Here is a 17,546-nt window from a genome sequence, read left to right as displayed (position 1 = left end):
GGCCGGAAAATAGCCTTATTCCGGCGCCGCGCCGCGCAAGGGGTGGAGTTTGAGCGGATAACCCACCGCCAAGCTCACGCCCGAGCCGCGCACGTGCAGGGTGGTGCTGCCGCGGTGGCCGTTGTAGCGGTAGTCCAGCGGCACGACTATCATGTCTTGCAACCCCTGGGTGAGCAGCAGGCGCAGGGTCAGGCGCTCCTGGCCGCGGTGGTAGAACCGGGCCGTGGCCCCGGCCGTGAGGTAGCCGCCCCAGCGACGGCGCCAATACGGGCGCGGGGTAAATGTGATGGTGTCGCGGCCGCCGCCCCCGGTCAGGTTGCCGCAGTCGAGGCAGGTGTTGCCGCGGGCCTGCAGGCCGCCGCCCACCACGCCTTCCAGCCGAAAGGCCAGCTGCAGCGGGCCGCGGGCCGTGTTCAGCAGCGTCCAGTCCACGTCGGTCAGGCGGTGGCTGACCAGCAGCGGAATGCGGCGGAGGTTGGCGCCGGTGTAGTGTTTGCGCGCGTCACCGCGGGAGGAGGGGTTGTGCGTGGCGCTGGCCGGCACAGTGAGCCGGTAGCCCCAGCCCGCCGTGCCGCTGGTGTAGCCCGTCGACACCGACCAGGTGGGGCCTTGCCAGCGCAGCAGCGGCGCGGCCAGCACGCCCAGTCCAAAGTCGCGGGCTTTGAACGGCCCTTGGCCCTTGCCGAAGTGTGCGCCTTCGGCAAAGTCGTATTCTGCCCCGAGCTGGGCATCCAGGTATAGGCGCTGCTGGGCCCGGGCCGTCAGCAGGCTGCCGGCCAGCACGCCCGTTAGGCAGATAAGTAGACGCATAGCTACGCTGAAAAGAGTAGGCCGCCGGCTCGTTATTCGCCGCCGAAGAAATAGGTGGCGTGCAGTTGCCAGTCGTGGTGGCGGTTGAAGCTGTTGCCCTGATAGCCCGAGTAAATGGTGCGGTTGGCCGGGTCGGGGGCCGGATAATCGAAGTCGACGAACCCGCGGGCGTAGGTCAGCTGGGCCTGCACCGGGCCGAGCCGGTAGCCCAGGCCCGCGTTGAACCCGGCGTCGAACCGGCGAAAGTAATCGAGGCGGTAGTCGCTGCCGCGGCCGAAATGCAGCCGCTCGCGGTACTGGTTGTCGAAGCTGCCGTTGGCGCCGGCGCCCACCGACTGGTCGTGCTGCAGGGTGTAGCCCGACACGGCCCAGGCCACGTAGGGCCCGGCCAGCAACTGCACGCGGTGCACCGTGGCCACGAAGTTGACGGGCAGCTCCAAGTAGTTGAGGCGCAGCTTGTCGCGGTAGTGGGTTTTGTATTGCTGCCCCTGCAGCGTGCGCGTGTAAACGTTATCAAATACGTGGCCCTTCTGGGAGTACACCAAAGCCGGCTGCACGGCCAACCAGCCCCAAGCCAGCTCGGCCGCTACGCCGCCCTGCAGCCCGTAGAGGTGGGCCTGCCCGTTGAAGTAGATGTACGGGGAGGGCCGGGTAGTGCGGGCCGAGAGCCCGCCCACGCGCAGACCGTAGCGCAGCTTTAGCGGGCCGCCGGGCGGCTGAACGTGAACGTCTATCTGCGCTGCGGCGGGCGTGGCCAGCAGGCTGGCGCCCAGCAAACCGGCGAAGAGTAGGGGTATTGTCATACCAAGGATAGGTAATCAGCTGAACACAATAAGGCCCAACAACATACTACACAGCTCCCGAACAACCTCGGGTAAAGTGGGCCCGATAGCCCCGCCAATGCCGCCGGCGCCCAATTTTGGCCGCGCAAAAGTCTGATTCGGCCGACAATCGGCGCGCATCGGCAGGGAAAGTCGGCGAATTTGGCCACGATAATTCGACGACCCTACTTCTAGCAACATCCAGATGAGTTCTTTACACATGCGGCGCATAGGCCGCACGGGCCCGACGACGGCCTTAGGCTTCATCATCGCGGCCGCCTTGCCCGCCCGGTCCCAGACGGCCGCCCCCGTCGATTCGCTGCGGGGGCGGCTCACGGTGAAAATGGACGTTGCCCGCCCGGTAACCACGGCCCTTTCCGTGGGCCGGGTGCAGCCCAGCTGGCTGATTTCCGCCGAATACTACCTGGCGGCCAACAAAACGCTGCAGCTGGACTGGCTGCACCGCGGCGGGGCTCGGCCCCGGGAAGTGGAGGGCGCGGCAGCGCAGCTGCGCTTCGTGGCCGTGAAGCTCTCGGAGCGCGCCGACGACCCGAGCATGTTTTACCTGGGCCCGGTGCTGGGCTACCGGCGCATGGCCTGGCCTACTCTGTACCGGGAAGGGGCCACGCCCAAATCGGGCTGGGCCAGCGCCGGCCTCATCACGGGCGTGGAGGGCGCGCTGACCAAGCGGCGGCCGCAGCTAATGATGGGGTTTGCCGTGGCCTGCTCGGGGCAGTACCGCGTCTGGCAAAACGGCGCCTTCGACCAAGCCCGCCAAAGCCAGCTGGGGGCCAACGAGCTGCTGCCACTGGGCATCCTGCCCATCAACTACGACATGCGCTGGACGCTCGGGCTGTGCTTGTAGGCCTCAGGCGGTCAAAGCGTAAAGCAGGATATTGACGCCGAACTTGGTGTTGTCTTCGGCCAGGAAGCGTTTGTTGCGGAAGTCGTAGTCCCACTCGCAGCCGTAGTCCTTGTTGGAGTACAGCACCCCGATGCGGCCCTTGATTTCCACCGCTTTGAGGTAGTCGTGCACCAGGTCGTCGCCCCAGCCGTTGAGTTCGAAGGCGGTGTTGGGCGGGCCCTCCTTAAAGGTGAAAAACTGTGAGTAGATGGGGTGGTTATTCGGTAGTTTCTTCAGCGCTCCGCTGCCGAAGCACAGCCGCATCTGCTCCTCGAAGGAGCGCGCAAATAGCCCGTCGATGTCGTGGTTGCAGTCGTCGACGAACACGAAGCCGCCGCCGCGCACGTACTGCACAAAGTTCTTTTTCTCGGCCGCCGTGAACTGCACCAGCCGGTGGCCCGAGAGGTAGCAAAACGGATAGTTGAACAGCTCCGCCGAGTCCAGGGCCACCACCTTTTCCTTGGGGTTGACCTTGACGGTGGTGTATTCGATAAGCGAGTGCAGCAGGTTGGCGGGCATCCGCTCGTCTACGGCGTCCCAGTCGCCGGAACGGTAGCTGAGGCGCACGAAGGTGAAGGGCGTAGGCATGTACAGGCAAATAACGGCCTACAGACGGGAGAAGTCGGCCGGAGTGGCACGGCCCCGGCGAAGGTCGGCGCTCGGACGCGCCAAAACCAACGAACCAGGAGCCTCAAGCAAGGGCGGCTCAGCGGGGTCGGAGGCGGTCAGAACTTTGGCAGTAAGGGCATGAAATGTTAGAAGCGAGGATATAAGCTCTTCACTATCAAATGAAAGCAGGTGGGAAATGCAGCCCCAGCGGCTTGTTGCCCGTAGAACACCCCGCCATTAGTGGTGTAACTTCTTCTGCCATTGTGATGAAACGTCTTGTTCCGCTCGTGCTCTGCGGGCTGCTGGCTGCCCCGGCCGCCCAGGCCCAATTCGGCGTGAAAGCCGGCGTCAACGCCGCCGTGCTCGACGGCCAGAATCTTTCGACCAGCACCAAATTCCGCACCACCCACCACGTGGGCGTCTTTTACGAAGCCAAGCTGTTCGGGCCGCTGTCGGTGCAGCCGGAGCTGCAGTACTCGCTGCAAGGCGGCAGCTTTAAGTCGGAAGCAGCCGACTTCGCCACCAAGCTGCACTACCTCAACGCCCCGGTGCTGGCCAAGGTGCGCCTGGCCCGCGCCTACGTGGAGGCCGGGCCGCAGCTGGGCCTGCTGCTCAAGGCCCGGGAAGAAGGCCGCCTGATGGTGGGCGAAACCAACGACGGCACGGCCGTGTACGGCAGCGACGACCGCGGCGCCTGGAACCGCTACAAGAAAGCCGACCTGAGCCTGTGCGTCGGTGCCGGGGTGAAGCTGCTGGCGGGGCTGTCGGTGGGGGCGCGCTTCGTGGCCGGCCTTAGCGACGTAAACGAGGCCCGGCACATCAGCGGCGTCAACGACGAGCGGCTGCGCAACCGCGTCTTTCAGGGGTTCGTGGCCTACCAGCTGCCGTAGCGCCGGCCGAGGCTGGGCCCGCGCGTGGCCACAATGATGTGATAGAACTTGGCGTTCTGCTCCCGACTTTTGCCGCCCCGCCCCGCGGCGGGCCCTCCTTTCTCCCTCGACCTCCTTGCTTATGAAACGGTTTTTGCTGTCGGTCCTCCTGGTTGGCGCTGCTTCGGCGGCCCACGCCCAATACTTCGGCCTGAAGGGCGGCGTCAACGCCGCCGTGCTCGACGGGGAGCAAATTCAGGCCAGCACCAAGTACAACACCTCCTGGCACGCGGGCGCTTTCTACAACTACAACCTGGTGGGTCCGCTCTCCCTGCGGCCCGAAGTGCAATACTCCGTGCAGGGCTCCGAGTTCAAATCCAGCGACGAGGACTACACCACCCAGCTCTACTACTTGGCCGTGCCCGTGCTGCTCGACCTGAAGCTCGGTCCCGTGCACCTGCAGGGCGGGCCGCAGTTCGGCGTGCTGCTGCAGGCCGAGCAGAAGGGCACCAAGGTGGTGCGCGTGAACAACGGCGCGCCCGAGTACGGCTCGGTGCAGCAGCAAGTCACCGACCAGTTTAAGCGCCAGGACTTCAGCCTCTGCGCCGGCGCCGAAGTCGACCTGGGCCGAACCTTCGCCGTGGGCGGCCGCTTCAACGCAGGCCTCAACGACGTGGCCGACTACCGCGACATTCGCTCCGTCAACGACGCCCGGCTGAAAAACCGCGTCATCCAGGGCTACCTAGCCATCAAGTTCGGCGGCAGCCGTTAGTGGGCGCCGGCCGGGGCCTGCTGCCGCAAATAGTCGTTGTAGAGGCTGATGATGCGGGGCATGTCGCCGTAGCCGAAGTCCTTGGCGCCCGTGCGGATCTGGGCCTGCAGGGCCACGCAGTCCTGCACGTACTGGCTCATCTGCTCCCGAAACTTGCCCCGTTCCACCGCCAGCAGCTGCCCGTCGCGGCGCAGATACCAGTGGCTGTTGGGAATGGTGCTGAGCGCGGCGGTGAGCAGCCCCACGCCGAAGCCGAGCAGCGGCACCATGGGCACGGCCGAATCGGAGTAGACAAACAGTTCCACCGGGCCGTCGTTGACCACCCGCCAGGCCATGATGCGCGGGTGCGCGTCGCCGGGCAAGCGCATGGTTTCGTAGTACCGTTCGCGCACCGTCATCGAGCGCAATAGCTCTACTTTCACCACTTTGGCTTTGGGAAAAGGCCGCACTTCGGGGTTGCTCGGTAGGTAGGGCACCAGGGCTTCGAAGCCGAAAGCGTCGGTGGGCAGGTACGCCCGCACGCGGCGGCCGTCGGCCTCCACAATCATGGTGCCCAGCCCGTGCCGGGCGTCGGGTTTGGTGTCGCGCCAGCGGATGCTGTCGGGCTGGGCAGTGGCCGGCTGCTGGGCCAGGGCCGCCGGCGCGGTGGTGCACAGGCTAAGGGCAAACAACCCAACGCGGGCGCGGGCAATGACGGGCATAAGCGGGGAGGATAAGCAAGTAGCGGGTAGGCAGGGCTACAAAACTAACGCTTCCGCCCGGCCCGGCACCGGCCTGCGGCCGACTTTCCGGCCGTATATTGCCGGGCGTTTGTAGATGGTGTGCTATGCGTAAAATTGTTCTACTAATCAGTGGCTTACTGCTGACGGAAGGCGCTTGCGCCCAGTCCAACGGCGTGCATTTCGGCCTGCGGGCCGGCCTGAGTTTGGCCACGCTCGACGGAACCATCAACGAAGGGGCCCGTTACCAGCCGGGGCTGGCGGCCGGCGTGCTGATGCAGTGGCGGCCCAGCCCCGGCTTTGCGCTGCAGCCGGCGGTGGTGTTTGCCCAGCAGGGCTGCCGCAGCAAGTACGTGTTGGCCGGCACGCCCCTGGACAATCGCGTGCGCCTGAACTACCTCAACGTGCCGGTGCTGGCCAAGGTGTACCTGGGCTCGGGGCTGCACCTGGACTTCGGCCCGCAGCTGGGCGTGCTGCTCACGGCCCGGCGGCGCGGGCAGGTCGGGTATTCGCCCATGCGCGGCTACATCACCACCAACGCCGACGTGCGCAGCGACTACCGCAACGACGTGGCGTTTTGCGCCGGCCTGGGGGCGGACTTGCCCAACGGCCTGATCCTGGCGGCCCGCTACAACCACGGCTTCACCGACATCAACAACAACGAGGTCGACCAGCTGGCCCGCCGCGCCGGCGGCATCGGCGGGCTCTACAACCGGGCGCTGGACGTGTCGGTGGGCTACCTGTTCGGCCTGCGCAACACCCGGTAAGCGGCGGGCCCCGGCGCGCGGCGCCCGCCGGCCGGCTCAGATGGCGTCGGAGAGGGAGGTGAAGGTAAAGTCGCGGATTTTCAGCGGGGGCACCAGGTTGCCGCCCAGGCGCTGGGCCCGGCCGATGGCCTCCACGTTGTTGAGCATAATCACCGGGCTTTCGTTGAAGCGCATGTTCTTGATGGGGTGCTTGATCTTGCCGTTCTCGATGTAGAACGTCCCGTCGCGCGTGAGGCCTGTGACCAGCAGGGTTTGCGGGTCCACGTCGCGGATGTACCAGAGGCGCGTGACCAGGATGCCTTTCTGCGTGCTCTTGATTAATTCTTCCAGGCTCTGGGTGCCGCCTTCCATGACGAAGTTGCCGGTGAAGCCGGTGGGCTCGGTCTTGCTTTTCTGGGCCCAGTAGCGCGAGTAGTAGAGGTTTTTGGCCACGCCCTTCTCGATGATGGGCAGCTTCTTCACCGGCAGGCCCTCGTTGTCGAAGGTGCCGCTGGGCGCCAGCGCGTTGGTGGGGTCGATGCTGATGCTGATGCGCGAGTCGAAGAGCTTTTCGCCCTTGCGCGTGCCGCCGCCTTTTTTGCTGAGGAAAGAACGGCCCTCGTCGGCTTCGCGCGCGTCGAAGGCGTACACCAGCCGGTTGATCAGCCCCTCATCCGAGACCAACGCGGCCGGCTCCAGAATCACGGTGTATTTGCCCGGCTCGATGGCCTTGGCGCCCACCGAGGAACTGGCCTTGGTGGCCGCCCGCTGGGTGAGGGCCTTGGCGTCGAACTTCGTGGCGTCGGTGTAGTCGGCCACGGCGTAGCCCGAGCCGGTGCCGTCGGGCGTGCGCACCGTCACCGAAAAATCGAGGTTGGTGGCTTGTTGGTAGGCCTCCAGCCCCTTGGAGTTGCGGATGGCTTCGAAGCTGGTGCCGTCCTCCAGAAAACCCGCCGCCGTGAGTTGCTTGGCCGCGCACAAGGCAATACTGTCGCCGGCGGCTTGGGCCCGGAAGTCGGGCGTGATGCCGGCGGTGCTGGCCGCGTACGACGGCGCCGTGAGGTACTGCTGCGGCCCGAGGCGGGGCATGTACTCGGGGTCTTCGGGCGCCAGTCGGGCTATTTCCTCGGCGCGTTGCACGCAGCGGCGCAGGGTAGCGTCGTCGAACTGGTTGCAGGTGGCCACGCCCGAGCGTTTGCCGAACCACACCTGCACGGCCAAGGACACGTTGTCGGTGCCGCCGGCGGTGGTGACGGTGTTGCGGGCGTAGCGCACGTTGCCGCGGGTGTCGCCGTTGAGGTTGGCCTCGGTTTCGTCGGCCGTGCTGAAGCTCAGTACCTTCTTCAGAATGGTCTGGGCTTCGTCTTTGCTTAATATCATGGGAGAGAATGTGCAGATTGTGGAGAATGGGGCCGGGAAGGTGAATAATGTGATTGGGAAGAGAAAAACGCGGTTAGGTATGTGCTGAAGGCCCAGAAAGGACTTGGGCCTGCCTCAACCTCTGAACTCGTTTTTCACATGCTGCACATTGCGCACGTTCAGCCGCATCAAACCTTGCGGGCCGTGTTGATGACGTTCACGCCGTTGAAGCGGGTGGTGCTGCTGCCGTGGGCCACGGCCGAGCTTTGCGAGGGTTGGCCCTTGCCGTCGAAGAAGGTGCCGAACAGGCGGTAGTCCGACTCGTCGCAGATGGCCGCGCACGAATTCCAGAACTCCTGGGTGTTCGACTGATACGCCACGTCCTCGATTTGCCCGGTGATTTTGCCTTTTTCGATGGCGTAGAAGGTCTGCCCGCCGAACTGGAAGTTGTAGCGCTGCTGGTCGATGCTGTAGGAGCCGGCGCCGGCAATGTAGATGCCCTTGTCCACCTCCTTGATCATGTCGTCCACCGAGAGCTTCTGCTTGCCCGGCCGCAAACTCACGTTGGGCATGCGCTGGAACTGCACGTCCTGCCACGACTGCGAGTAGCAGCAGCCGTCGGAGTGGTCCTGCCCCACGATGTGCGCCTGGTCGCGGATTTTCTGGTAGTCCACCAGCTGCCCTTCTTTGATCAGGTCCCACTCCCGGGTTTTGACGCCCTCGTCGTCGTAGCCCACCGCGCCCACCGAGCCCGGCTGCAGCTTGTCGGCCACGATGTTGACGAGCTTGGAGCCGTAGGGCTTGCCCTGTTTTTTCCACTCCAGCGTGGCGAAGGAAGTACCGGCGAAATTGGCCTCGTAGCCGAGCACGCGGTCCAGCTCCAGCGGGTGCCCCACCGATTCGTGGATGGTCAGCCCGAGGTGGGCCGGGTCGAGCACCAGGTCGTACTTGCCCGGCACCACCGATTTGGCCGTGAGCTTGGCCTTGGCCTGCCGGGCGGCCAGGGCCGCGTCTTCCAGCAAATCGTAGCTCTGCTTGTAGCCGATGACGTCGGTGCCGGCCGGGCCCTTCACTTTGTCGGCGGCCTTGGGCACGAGGTACTCGTAGCCCAGGCCCATGGGCGAGCTGAGCGCCTCGCGGGAGCGGAACTTGCCCGAGGCCTTGTCGACCACCGTCACCCCAAACGTGGGCCAGATGCGGTGCACGTCTTGGTCGATATAGGAGCCGTCGGTGCTGGCGAAGTACTTCTGCTCGTTTACCTGAAACAGGGCAGAGTTGATAAACGAAGCCCCGGCGTCCAGGGCCTTGGCGTTGGCCGCCAGCAGCAGCTCCACTTTCTCCTTCACCGGCACCTCCAGCGCGTTTTTCTGGATGGGCGTCTTCCACGATACCTCGCCGTAGCCCTGCTGCGGGGCCAGCTTCACCGGCTCCTTCTGAATCTTGGCGTTGGCCTTGGCAATCTGCGCCGCCGTAGTGGCGGCTTTGGCTACCGCGCTTTCCGTCAGCTGGTTGGTGGCCCAGAAGCCCCAGGCCCCGTTCACGATGACGCGCACGCCGATGCCCTGGCTTTCGGTGCTGACGATGTTTTGCACCTGCCGCTCGCGCGTGAAGAGGTACTGGTTGAGGTAGCGGCCGATGCGCACGTCAGCGTAGGAGGCGCCGGCGGCCTTGGCCGCGTTCAGGGCCGCGTCGGCCAAGCGCTTGTTCACGGCCGCGTCGAAGGGGCGCAGCAGCTCGGCCGCGTCCACTTCGGTGCCGCCGAGCAGCGGGATGCGGGGCAGCAGCAGGGCGCCGGCCGCCAGGCCGGTCAGGCCCATAAAATGTCGTCGTTGCACGATAGAGCAGGGTTTTGGTTGAGAGAAGAACTGTTTTCGGTAAGGGCGAACGTGCTGCCGCTCAGGCTGCACGGCGGGGCCGAGGTCGGCAAAAAATAGCGTTGGTGAAATATAAAATAAAAGCCCGACCGGCAGGGCCGGCGGGCTAAAAATGACGGCGCAACCAGACGCGCGTCAGGGCGTCAGGTCCCACACGGTGCCGTCGCGCTGCTCGAAGCGCACGAGGCCGTACCCCCGGTCGATGTAGTACACGCCGGCCGCGGTGGCGGGGCCGTGTTGGGCGGCGTAGGGGTTAGTTAGGCGCAGCACCTCGCGGTAGGTGCGGCCGGCCACCGTCAGAGCGGGCAAGGTTTGCACGGCGGGCGGCTCGGCGTAGGTCGTGCGGGTGTACTGCCCGGGCTCGGTGTAGCGCACCCGGCCGGGCTCCGTGCCCGTCAGCGGGTAGTACACCTCCGAGGCGCTGGGCGTGGCGCTGCCGCCAAACTGCTCTTCCACGACGAGCGTGGGGCCGCTGGGGTACTGGGCTATGCTCAGGCGGAAATAGCGCGGGTAGAGCGAGGGGTTGTAAAACAGACTGCGGCCCTCGCTGCGGTAGATGGTGCAGTTGTAGGATTCCGGCGTCGGAAATCCGTACGGCGTCACGAACACGTTGGCGTAGCGGTCGGTCAGGCCGGTGGAGCTGCGCGCGTCCACCGGCCGGCCCGCGCCCGCGGGGCTGGGGGAGCCCGGAAACTGCGCGAAATAATCGGTGTAGGACGCCGGCAAGCTAAGCTCAACGTAGTCCTCGTCGCAGCCGGAGTGGCAGCGCAGCCCGGTGAGGCCCAGGCCGAGCAGCAGGCCCAAGGCGGCGCGGCGTGCGGTGATTAGAAACGGGCCCATTCCTCGCCGTTGGTGTAGGTGAAGCCGACGACGCCTTGCCCCGGCTGAAAGTACAGCGCCCGCAGCTGCAGCGCGGTGCTGCCGGGCAGCGCCACCGTGCGCCGGTACACGCCCCGGAACACGCGCCCCACCAGCTGCACCGAATCGAGGTAGCGGGTGCCCTGAAACTCACTGCGGTAGGGGCGGCGCACCACCGGAATATCGACGATGGGTTGCCCGTTGAAGCCAATCAGCAACACGTCGGGCAGGGTATCGGCCACGGCTTGGGTGAGCGGGGCGCCGTCGGGCAGCGCGGCCGAAGGCGGCGGGTACGTGCCGCGGAAGTCGCGCAGCAGGGCGTAGCTGATGGTCAGCGGTAGGTTGCGGCCCTCGTAGCGCAGGCGCCGCCGCTCGGTGCTGAAATACGGGCCGCAGCCCCCGCTGATGTTCTCATTCAGCAGGTAATAGAAATTACTGGCATCCACCGCCGCCTGCTGCCCGGCCGAGTCGGGGGTGGGCAGCGGCGCGCGGCGCAGGGCGGCCCGAAAGCCGTTGGAATTGACGAAGCGCACCGAGTCCGGCGCTGGGTCGGGCAGCCAGCCCAGCGACGCCGGGCGCAGGCGGCTGCTGCCGATGCGTTGGGGCTGACAGGGCAGGCAGTCGTCGCAGGTGCGGCCGCAATCGACGGCCAGGCAGGGCAGCGCGGCCACCAGCACGGCTGCCATGGTGCGGTAAGAGCTGACGGGCAACATATAGATTGAGAACAAGGCTACCCCAAGGAGCCCGCAAAGCGGCGGCGCGTTGTCAGCCGAGCAAGTTTTATCGGGCGACCAGGGCGTGACGACGAGCCGCCGTTAACGGCCTCAGGCGGTAAGCATTCAGCGGGCGGCCACGGCCTGGGCAGCCAGGGCCGCTTCCAACTCCTGTACTACCTGCGCGCCGGAGCTAGGCCGGGCGGCGCGGTCGGCCACCAGTCGCCCGTCGCGGCCGATGATAAAGTAGGCGGGAATGGCGTTGACCTGGTAAGCCGTGGCTGTAGCCGAGCCAAAACCCTTGGCCCAGAGGTGCACGCTGCCGTGCCCCAGCAGCTGGCGTTTGGCCAGCAGGTTCTGCCAGTCTTTTTCCCGCTCGTCGACGGAGACGTAGAGAAACACTACGTCGCGGCCGGCAAATTTCTGCTTCAGCTCGGTAGCAGCGGGTACTTCGGCCAGGCACGGCCCGCACCAACTGGCCCAGAAATCGAGGTAGACGACCTTGCCGCGGAAGCTGCTAAGGGCCACCGGTTTGCCGGTTTCGTCCTGCAGGGTGAAGTCCGGGGCGGCGTGGCCCGGCGCCAGCGCCAGCCGTTTGGTGTAGGCGCTGCGCACTGCACGCCCGGCCAGCGAGTCGCGGTTGAGCTGCCGGAAGGTCGGCAGCTGCGCCTGGGCATTGCGGAAGTTGCCCATCTCCAGCTCCTGCAGCAGCAACTGGGCCAGCACCACGTCGCGGGTACGGCTGCTTCCGTAGAGGCGGGTGGCCTGCTCAAAGGCGGGCAAAAAGTCTTTCTCCGGCTCGGGAGCCGGCGACACGGGCCGGGCCAGCTGTGTGAGGAGCGTGGGATACTGCTGCGCAAACGCGAGGTAGGCGCTGTTGTTCAGGGCCGAGTCGTTGGGCACGGCCAGCGGCTGCAGGCTCGCCAGAAACGCCGCGGGCAGGGGGGCGGCTGGCCGGTCATCTTTGTGCAGGTGGCGGTAGAACATGGTGCACAGCAGGCGTTGGTTGGCGGCGTTGTAGGCCAGCTGCTGCTGGGCGTAGGCGCGAAACGCGGGCGTAACGGGGTGCTGGGCGGTGTATTTTTGCCAAAAGTCCTGGCGCTGGTGCTCATCGGCCTCCACCTGCTGGGTCATTTGCGCTGGGGTTTTGCCGAATACAAAGCGCATCGGGGATGCGTTTTCTCCGTCGTCGAAGCGCAAGAAGCTTTGCGCCAAGTAGGTGTTGGCCGCTGCGCCGCGGCCCGTAAACTTCAGCGTCTCGTCGAACTGCTCCGTGTCGAGCGAGAGGCGCAACTCGTCGCCAGGCTCCACGAAGAGGTTGGCTGTTTCGCCGCCTTGGGTAAACACGGCCTCGCCGGGCGCCTCCACCTGCGGCAGCGTCATCCGGAAGTTACCCTGGGCGTTGAGCCGGGCCGACACGGTATCGGAGTGCAGGTGCAGCGGGTCCCGAAACAGCGTCAGGTACACCTTCGGGTCCTTGGGGTGGTCGATGTGGCCGCTGACGGTGACCGGCTGGCCAGTCGGGGCAGTTTGGGAGCAGGCGCCGAGCAACAGCAGCGCCGACGCGCAAGCGCCAAAGGAAATAAGCGGACGCGGGTACCAGTGATTCATAAGAGCGTGGTTAAAGGGGAGGTTGAAAAGACTTAGCGACGAAAAGCAACCCGCACGAGCCGGGTTGTCTTGCTGGGAGCAGGCGTTTAGCGGCGGGCCACGGCCGCGGGGGCACTTCGGGTAGCCTGCTCAATGGCCTTGCGCACCTCCAGCGGCTGACTCGGCCGGGGCGGGGCACTGTCCACGATGCGGCCGTCGGGCCCGATCAGCCAGTAGGAGGGAATTCCCTTGATCCGGTAGCTGGTGGCCACCGGCGCTTCCAGGCCCGGCGCGTGCACGTACACCACGCCCGGCTGGCCGTTGCGGCGCACCCAGCGGCGCCAGGCCAAGGCGTCGTGGTCCAGCGACACGGCCACGAAAGCTACCTCCGGGCGGCCGGCAAACCGCCGGTACAGCGCAGGCGCCGCGCGCATTTCCTCCAGGCAGGGGCGGCACCACGTCGCCCAAAAATCGAGGTAGACGACTTTGCCACGGAAGCTGCTGAGCGTCACTTCTTGCCCGCTCGAATCGCGCAGCGCAAAGGGCGGCGCGGGCTGGCCGGGCGCGAATTGCCGACGAGCCGCGAATTCGCGGCGGATAATGCGAGCCAGCGTGGAGTCGCGGTTGAGCCGTAAAAAATCAGCCAGGTAGGGCTCGGCTTCCGAAAGACGCCGGAACAGCAGCAATTCGTAGAGCAGGCGGGCCAGCACGTAGTCACGCGACCGGCTCGAGCCGAATGCCACGCGGGCCGCGGCCAGGTACGCCCGGTCGGTCTGCGCAGCATTTGCGGGCAGCGGGCCGGCTGCCCGTTGGCGCAAGGTGTGGCCCAAATAAGCCATCAGGAATAGGCGGTAGTCGGTAACGGCCAGCGCCGAATCTTGCGGAACGGGTACCCGACGCAAAAAGTCATAGTAGGCGGGCGAGAGGCCCGGCAGGGGACGGCCCCGTTCGTACCGGTACTCCGCGGGCACGCGCAGCAGCGCCCCGGCCCATTCGTAGTCGGTGGCGAACCGGGCAAACCGCTGCGCAGCCCCGGAAAGCGGCCCGGCCGCAGCGGCCCGGTGCAGCAGGTGCTGGCGCTGGCGGCGAAACTGCTCGGCCCGGTGGCGCAGCGTATCGGCGTGGGCAATGCCCTGGCCCATCGGGCTAAGATCGAAGCCCGCCAGCAGGCCCTGCCGGTCCAGCTCTGCCAGGTAATTGTTGAGGCTGGCCCCGCGCCCGGCATACCGCAGCGAGGCCTCCGGCTGTTGCCCGTCGAAGGAGAGGTGCACGCTGTCGCCGGGCTCGACAAACAGCGCAAACCGATGCTCACCGTGCAGCAACGCCAACTCCGTGGGGCGGCTGAGCGTGTCGAGGCGCAGCCGGAAAGTGCCGTCGGGGCCAAGGCGCAACTGCAGGGAGTCTTCCCGGTAAGTCAGCGACTCCCGAACCCGGGTCACGGTCACAACCGAATCGAGCGGGTGAGTGATGCGGCCGCGGAGGAGGGTGAGCCGAGTGGCTGGCGTAGAGCCGGCGGGCGCGGAACAGGCGGCCGCCAGCAAGCTGGCCAGCAGCGCGAGAAATAAGCTATAGCCACGGCGCATGGATCGGGTAACTACTAGAAGTCAATAAGGCAAAACCCCCAGCAGTATAAGCACAAAAAGTCCCCGAGGTCAAGGACTTCGGGGACTTTCGGCGGAGTTTGGAACAAGGCAGAGCCGACGGACCTTACACCGCGTCGGAGAGGGAGGTGAAGGTGAAGTCGCGAATCTTCAGCGGGGGCACCAAGTTGCCGCCGATGCGCTGGGGCCGGCCAATGGCCTCCAGGTTGTTGAGCATGATGATGGGCGACTCGTTGAAGCGGAAGTTTTTGATGGGGTGCTTGATCTTGCCGTTCTCGATGTAGAACGTTCCGTCGCGCGTCAGGCCGGTATAGAGCAGCGTCTGCGGGTCGACGGGGCGGATGTACCAGAGGCGCGTGACCAGGATGCCCTTCTGCGTGCTCTTGATCAGGTCGGCGGTGGAGGCCGTGCCGCCCGTCATGATGAAGCCGCCGGGGGGCGGAATGTCCGGAATGCCCTGCTTCTGGGCCCAGAAGCGCGAGCTGAACATGTTCTTCACCACGCCTTTCTCGATCCAAGTTACTTTCTGGCGCGGACGTCCGTCGCCGCCGAAGGCCAGGTCGGGAATGTCGACGTTGGTCGGGTCGGAGTAGATGGTCACGCGCTCATCGAAGAGCTTTTCGCCCTTGCGGTTGCCGCCGCCCTTCTTGCTGAGGAAGGAGCGGCCCTCGTCGGCCGAGCGGGCGTCGAAGGCGTTCATCAGCGCTCCGAGCAGGGAGGCGTCGGTGTTGGCCACCAGCGCGGCCGGCTCCAGAATTACGGTGTACTTGCCCGGCTCGATGGCCTTGGCATTGACGGACGCAGCGGCTTTGTCGGCGGCAATCTGCGTCAGGCGCCCGGCATCGAACTTGCCGATGTCGGTGTAGTCGGCCGTGGCGTAGCCCGAGCCGGTGCCGTCGGGCGTGCGCACCGTCACCGAGTAGTCGAGGTTGGTAAACTGCTGGTAGGCTTCCAGGCCCTTCTTGTTGCGCTTGGCCACGAAGCCGGCCTGGTCCTGCAAGAAGGCCGCCGAGCTGAGCTTTTTCTGGTCGCAAAGGGCCATGCCCTTGCCGGCCTGGGTGGCGCGGAAGTCGGGCGTGATGCCGGCCGTGTTGGCGGCAAAGGCGGGCGTCGTTAGGTACTGCTGGGCCCCGAGCATGGGCACGTACTCCGGGCTTTCGGGTGCCAGCCGGGCCACTTCCTCGGCACGCTGCACGCAGCGGCGCAGCGTGGCGTCGTCAAACTGGTTGCAGGTGGCAATGCCGGCGCGCTTGCCGAAGCGGGCTTCCACGGCCAAGGACACGTTGTCCACGGCGCCGGCCGTGCTCACGGTGTTGCGGGCCGTACGGATGTTGCCGCCGGTGGTGCCGTTGAGCGTGGCTTCGCACTCGTCGGCGGTGCTAAAGCTCAGGACCTTGGTCAGGATGGCCTGGGCTTCGTCTTTAGACAATATCATAGAGCTTGTGGTGCAGAGTAGTGGGAAGGAGGGGACGAGAACTGCCGCTGGTTGCCGGTGGCTGCGCAACCGCTAATGCGGTGGGCCAGCCGGCGGCGCAATGCTCACATTCAACCACATTAAACTTTCCGGGCCGTGTTGATGACGTTCACGCCGTTGAAGCGCGTGGTGGCCGAGCCGTGCGACACGGCCGATACCTGCGAGGGCTGGCCTTTGCCGTCGAAGAACGAGCCGAACAGGCGGTAGTCCGATTGGTCGCAGATGCCCGCGCAGGAGTTCCAGAACTCCTGGGTGTTGGCCTGGTAGGCCACATCCTCGATCTGCTCGGTGATTTTGCCCTTTTCGATGGCGTAGAACACCGTGCCGCCGAACTGGAAGTTGTAGCGCTGCTGATCGATGCTGAACGAGCCGCGGCCGGCAATGTAGATGCCCTTGTCCACGCCCTTCACCATGTCGTCGACCGACATTTTCTGCTGCCCGGGCTTAAGGCTGATGTTGGCCATGCGCTGGAACTGCACGTCCTGCCACGACTGCGAGTAGCAGCAGCCGTCCGACTCGTTTTGCCCCACGATGTGCGCCTGGTCGCGGATTTTCTGGTAGTCCACCAGCTGCCCGTCGCGGATAATGTCCCACTGCTTGGTTTTGACGCCCTCGTCGTCGTAGCCCACCGCGCCCAAGGAGCCGGGCTGCGTCTTGTCGGCCACGATGTTGACGAGCTTGGAGCCGTAGGGCTTGCCCTGCTTTTTCCAGTCGAGCGTGGCGAAGCTCGTGCCGGCGTAGTTGGCCTCGTAGCCGAGCACGCGGTCCAGCTCGGTGGCGTGGCCGATGCTTTCGTGAATGGTCAGGCCCAGGTGGTTGGGGTCGAGCACCAGGTCGTACTTGCCCGGCACCACCGATTTGGCCGTGAGCTTAGCTTTGGCTTGCTGCGCGGCCAGGGCCGCGTCTTCCAGGATGTCGTAGCTGTTGCGGTAGCCGATGAGCCCGGTGCCGGCCGGGCCGGCAATTTTGTCGGCGGCCTTGGGCACCAAATACTCGTAGCCCAGGCCCATGGGCGCGCTCAGGGCCTCGCGGGTGCGGAATTTGCCCGAGGCGCGGTCGATGGCCGTGACGGTGAAGGTCGGCCAGATGCGGTGCACGTCCTGGTCGATGTAGGAGCCGTCGGTGCTGGCGAAGTACTTCTGCTCGTTGATCTGAAACAGGGCCGAGTTGACGAAGGAGGCGCCGCCTTCCAGGGCCTTGGCGTTGGCGGCCAGCAGCAGATCCACCTTGTCTTTGACCGGCACTTCGAAGGAGTTCTGCTGAATGGGCGTCTTCCACGACACCTCGCCGTAACCTTTCTGCGGAGCCAGCTTCACCGGCTCCTTCTGCACTTTGGCGTTGGCCTTGGCAATCTGCACGGCCGTTTGGGCGGCTTTGGCCAGGCCGGCTTCGGTCACTTGGTTGGTGGCCGCGAAGCCCCAGGTGCCGTTGGCAATGACGCGCACGCCCGCCCCGAAACTCTCACCGTTGACAATGTTCTGCACCTGCTTTTCGCGGGTAAACAGGCTCTGGTTGAGGTAGCGGCCGATGCGCACGTCGGCGTAGGAGGCGCCGGCGGCCTTGGCCGCGTTCAGGGCCGCGTCGGCCAGGCGCTTGTTCAGCGCTGCGTCGGCGGGCTCCAGCAGGCGGGCCGCCTCCACTTCGGAGCCGCCGAAGCTGAGGCCGGGAAGAAAGAGGGCGCCGGCGGCCAGGCCGGTCAGCCCCACAAAATCACGTCGGTTCAAGAGGGTAGGAGTTTGGTGAGTGAGCGAAGTTGAGTGAAGAACTGCGGAAGTGACGCGGACGGCCGGGCAGGGATGCACGGCCAATCGGGCTGGTTCCCGGAGA

Annotated in this window: 16 protein-coding genes; 4 read left to right on the top strand and 12 right to left on the bottom strand. The window is 65.7% G+C overall.

The window, feature by feature from the left end:
* Positions 1-15: 15 nt before the first annotated feature.
* Both LJ737_RS01475 and LJ737_RS01470 read right to left on the bottom strand, forming a co-directional pair.
* Positions 16-810, bottom strand: a complete 795-nt coding sequence (locus LJ737_RS01475) for a hypothetical protein (RefSeq protein WP_227762273.1) — start codon at positions 808-810, stop codon at positions 16-18.
* Positions 811-842: 32 nt separating this feature from the next.
* Positions 843-1,613, bottom strand: coding sequence for an outer membrane beta-barrel protein (locus LJ737_RS01470; protein WP_227762270.1), 771 nt, complete (start codon positions 1,611-1,613; stop codon positions 843-845).
* Positions 1,614-1,836: 223 nt separating this feature from the next.
* On the opposite strand from LJ737_RS01470, the gene LJ737_RS01465 reads away from it, so the two are divergent.
* Positions 1,837-2,496, top strand: coding sequence for a hypothetical protein (locus LJ737_RS01465; RefSeq protein WP_227762268.1), 660 nt, complete (start codon positions 1,837-1,839; stop codon positions 2,494-2,496).
* A 3-nt stretch (positions 2,497-2,499) separates the two neighbouring features.
* Here the strand turns inward: LJ737_RS01465 and LJ737_RS01460 are convergent, their stop codons facing one another.
* Complete coding sequence (locus tag LJ737_RS01460; RefSeq protein ID WP_227762266.1) at positions 2,500-3,123, bottom strand: DUF4159 domain-containing protein; 624 nt, start codon at positions 3,121-3,123, stop codon at positions 2,500-2,502.
* A gap of 287 nt (positions 3,124-3,410) precedes the next feature.
* On the opposite strand from LJ737_RS01460, the gene LJ737_RS01455 reads away from it, so the two are divergent.
* Positions 3,411-4,034, top strand: a complete 624-nt coding sequence (locus LJ737_RS01455) for a porin family protein (protein WP_227762263.1) — start codon at positions 3,411-3,413, stop codon at positions 4,032-4,034.
* 121 nt (positions 4,035-4,155) lie between these two features.
* Complete coding sequence (locus LJ737_RS01450) at positions 4,156-4,785, top strand: porin family protein (protein ID WP_227762255.1); 630 nt, start codon at positions 4,156-4,158, stop codon at positions 4,783-4,785.
* Here LJ737_RS01450 and LJ737_RS01445 read toward each other — a convergent pair.
* Positions 4,782-5,486: a hypothetical protein gene (locus LJ737_RS01445; protein WP_227762253.1), complete on the bottom strand. Its 705-nt coding sequence runs from the start codon at positions 5,484-5,486 to the stop codon at positions 4,782-4,784. The genes LJ737_RS01450 and LJ737_RS01445 overlap by 4 nt on opposite strands.
* 125 nt (positions 5,487-5,611) lie before the next feature.
* Here LJ737_RS01445 and LJ737_RS01440 point away from each other — a divergent pair, with 125 nt between their 5' ends.
* Positions 5,612-6,271 carry a porin family protein gene (locus LJ737_RS01440; RefSeq protein ID WP_227762251.1) on the top strand — a complete coding sequence of 220 codons (660 nt, stop codon included), beginning with the start codon at positions 5,612-5,614 and terminating at the stop codon, positions 6,269-6,271.
* Positions 6,272-6,307: 36 nt separating this feature from the next.
* Here the strand turns inward: LJ737_RS01440 and LJ737_RS01435 are convergent, their stop codons facing one another.
* From LJ737_RS01435 to LJ737_RS01400, 8 genes are all read right to left on the bottom strand, one after another.
* Positions 6,308-7,630, bottom strand: coding sequence for a TldD/PmbA family protein (locus LJ737_RS01435; RefSeq protein ID WP_227762249.1), 1,323 nt, complete (start codon positions 7,628-7,630; stop codon positions 6,308-6,310).
* Between the two features lie 167 nt (positions 7,631-7,797).
* Positions 7,798-9,444: a TldD/PmbA family protein gene (locus LJ737_RS01430; protein WP_227762248.1), complete on the bottom strand. Its 1,647-nt coding sequence runs from the start codon at positions 9,442-9,444 to the stop codon at positions 7,798-7,800.
* 174 nt (positions 9,445-9,618) lie between these two features.
* Positions 9,619-10,323, bottom strand: coding sequence for a hypothetical protein (locus LJ737_RS01425; RefSeq protein WP_227762247.1), 705 nt, complete (start codon positions 10,321-10,323; stop codon positions 9,619-9,621).
* The gene (locus tag LJ737_RS01420; RefSeq protein ID WP_227762245.1) at positions 10,308-11,054 is read right to left on the bottom strand and encodes a hypothetical protein; all 747 of its coding nucleotides are present in this window, start codon (positions 11,052-11,054) and stop codon (positions 10,308-10,310) included. The genes LJ737_RS01425 and LJ737_RS01420 overlap by 16 nt, the downstream gene beginning before the upstream one ends.
* 126 nt (positions 11,055-11,180) lie before the next feature.
* A complete protein-coding gene (locus LJ737_RS27060) occupies positions 11,181-12,665 on the bottom strand; it encodes a TlpA family protein disulfide reductase (protein ID WP_317206629.1) in 1,485 nt (494 codons plus the stop codon).
* Between the two features lie 86 nt (positions 12,666-12,751).
* Entirely contained in the window at positions 12,752-14,089 is a 1,338-nt protein-coding gene (locus tag LJ737_RS27055; RefSeq protein WP_227762235.1) for a TlpA family protein disulfide reductase, read from the bottom strand.
* Positions 14,090-14,351: 262 nt separating this feature from the next.
* The gene (locus tag LJ737_RS01405; RefSeq protein ID WP_227762231.1) at positions 14,352-15,680 is read right to left on the bottom strand and encodes a TldD/PmbA family protein; all 1,329 of its coding nucleotides are present in this window, start codon (positions 15,678-15,680) and stop codon (positions 14,352-14,354) included.
* A gap of 119 nt (positions 15,681-15,799) precedes the next feature.
* Entirely contained in the window at positions 15,800-17,443 is a 1,644-nt protein-coding gene (locus tag LJ737_RS01400; RefSeq protein WP_227762228.1) for a TldD/PmbA family protein, read from the bottom strand.
* Positions 17,444-17,546 lie beyond the last annotated feature (103 nt).

Source organism: Hymenobacter sp. 15J16-1T3B (genome assembly GCF_020711235.1).
Lineage (GTDB): Bacteria > Bacteroidota > Bacteroidia > Cytophagales > Hymenobacteraceae > Solirubrum.
This window is presented reverse-complemented; position numbering and strand designations above follow the sequence as displayed.

Bases quoted from the DNA above. Each gene is read 5' to 3' on its own strand.
- LJ737_RS01405 (WP_227762231.1), bottom strand. From the start codon at position 15,680: ATGATATTGTCTAAAGACGAAGCCCAGGCCATCCTGACCAAGGTCCTG.
- LJ737_RS01460 (WP_227762266.1), bottom strand. From the start codon at position 3,123: ATGCCTACGCCCTTCACCTTCGTGCGCCTCAGCTACCGTTCCGGCGAC.
- LJ737_RS01450 (WP_227762255.1), top strand. From the start codon at position 4,156: ATGAAACGGTTTTTGCTGTCGGTCCTCCTGGTTGGCGCTGCTTCGGCG.
- LJ737_RS01465 (WP_227762268.1), top strand. From the start codon at position 1,837: ATGAGTTCTTTACACATGCGGCGCATAGGCCGCACGGGCCCGACGACG.
- LJ737_RS01470 (WP_227762270.1), bottom strand. From the start codon at position 1,613: ATGACAATACCCCTACTCTTCGCCGGTTTGCTGGGCGCCAGCCTGCTG.
- LJ737_RS01420 (WP_227762245.1), bottom strand. From the start codon at position 11,054: ATGTTGCCCGTCAGCTCTTACCGCACCATGGCAGCCGTGCTGGTGGCC.
- LJ737_RS01445 (WP_227762253.1), bottom strand. From the start codon at position 5,486: ATGCCCGTCATTGCCCGCGCCCGCGTTGGGTTGTTTGCCCTTAGCCTG.
- LJ737_RS27060 (WP_317206629.1), bottom strand. From the start codon at position 12,665: ATGAATCACTGGTACCCGCGTCCGCTTATTTCCTTTGGCGCTTGCGCG.
- LJ737_RS01435 (WP_227762249.1), bottom strand. From the start codon at position 7,630: ATGATATTAAGCAAAGACGAAGCCCAGACCATTCTGAAGAAGGTACTG.
- LJ737_RS01425 (WP_227762247.1), bottom strand. From the start codon at position 10,323: ATGGGCCCGTTTCTAATCACCGCACGCCGCGCCGCCTTGGGCCTGCTG.
- LJ737_RS01440 (WP_227762251.1), top strand. From the start codon at position 5,612: ATGCGTAAAATTGTTCTACTAATCAGTGGCTTACTGCTGACGGAAGGC.
- LJ737_RS01475 (WP_227762273.1), bottom strand. From the start codon at position 810: ATGCGTCTACTTATCTGCCTAACGGGCGTGCTGGCCGGCAGCCTGCTG.
- LJ737_RS01455 (WP_227762263.1), top strand. From the start codon at position 3,411: ATGAAACGTCTTGTTCCGCTCGTGCTCTGCGGGCTGCTGGCTGCCCCG.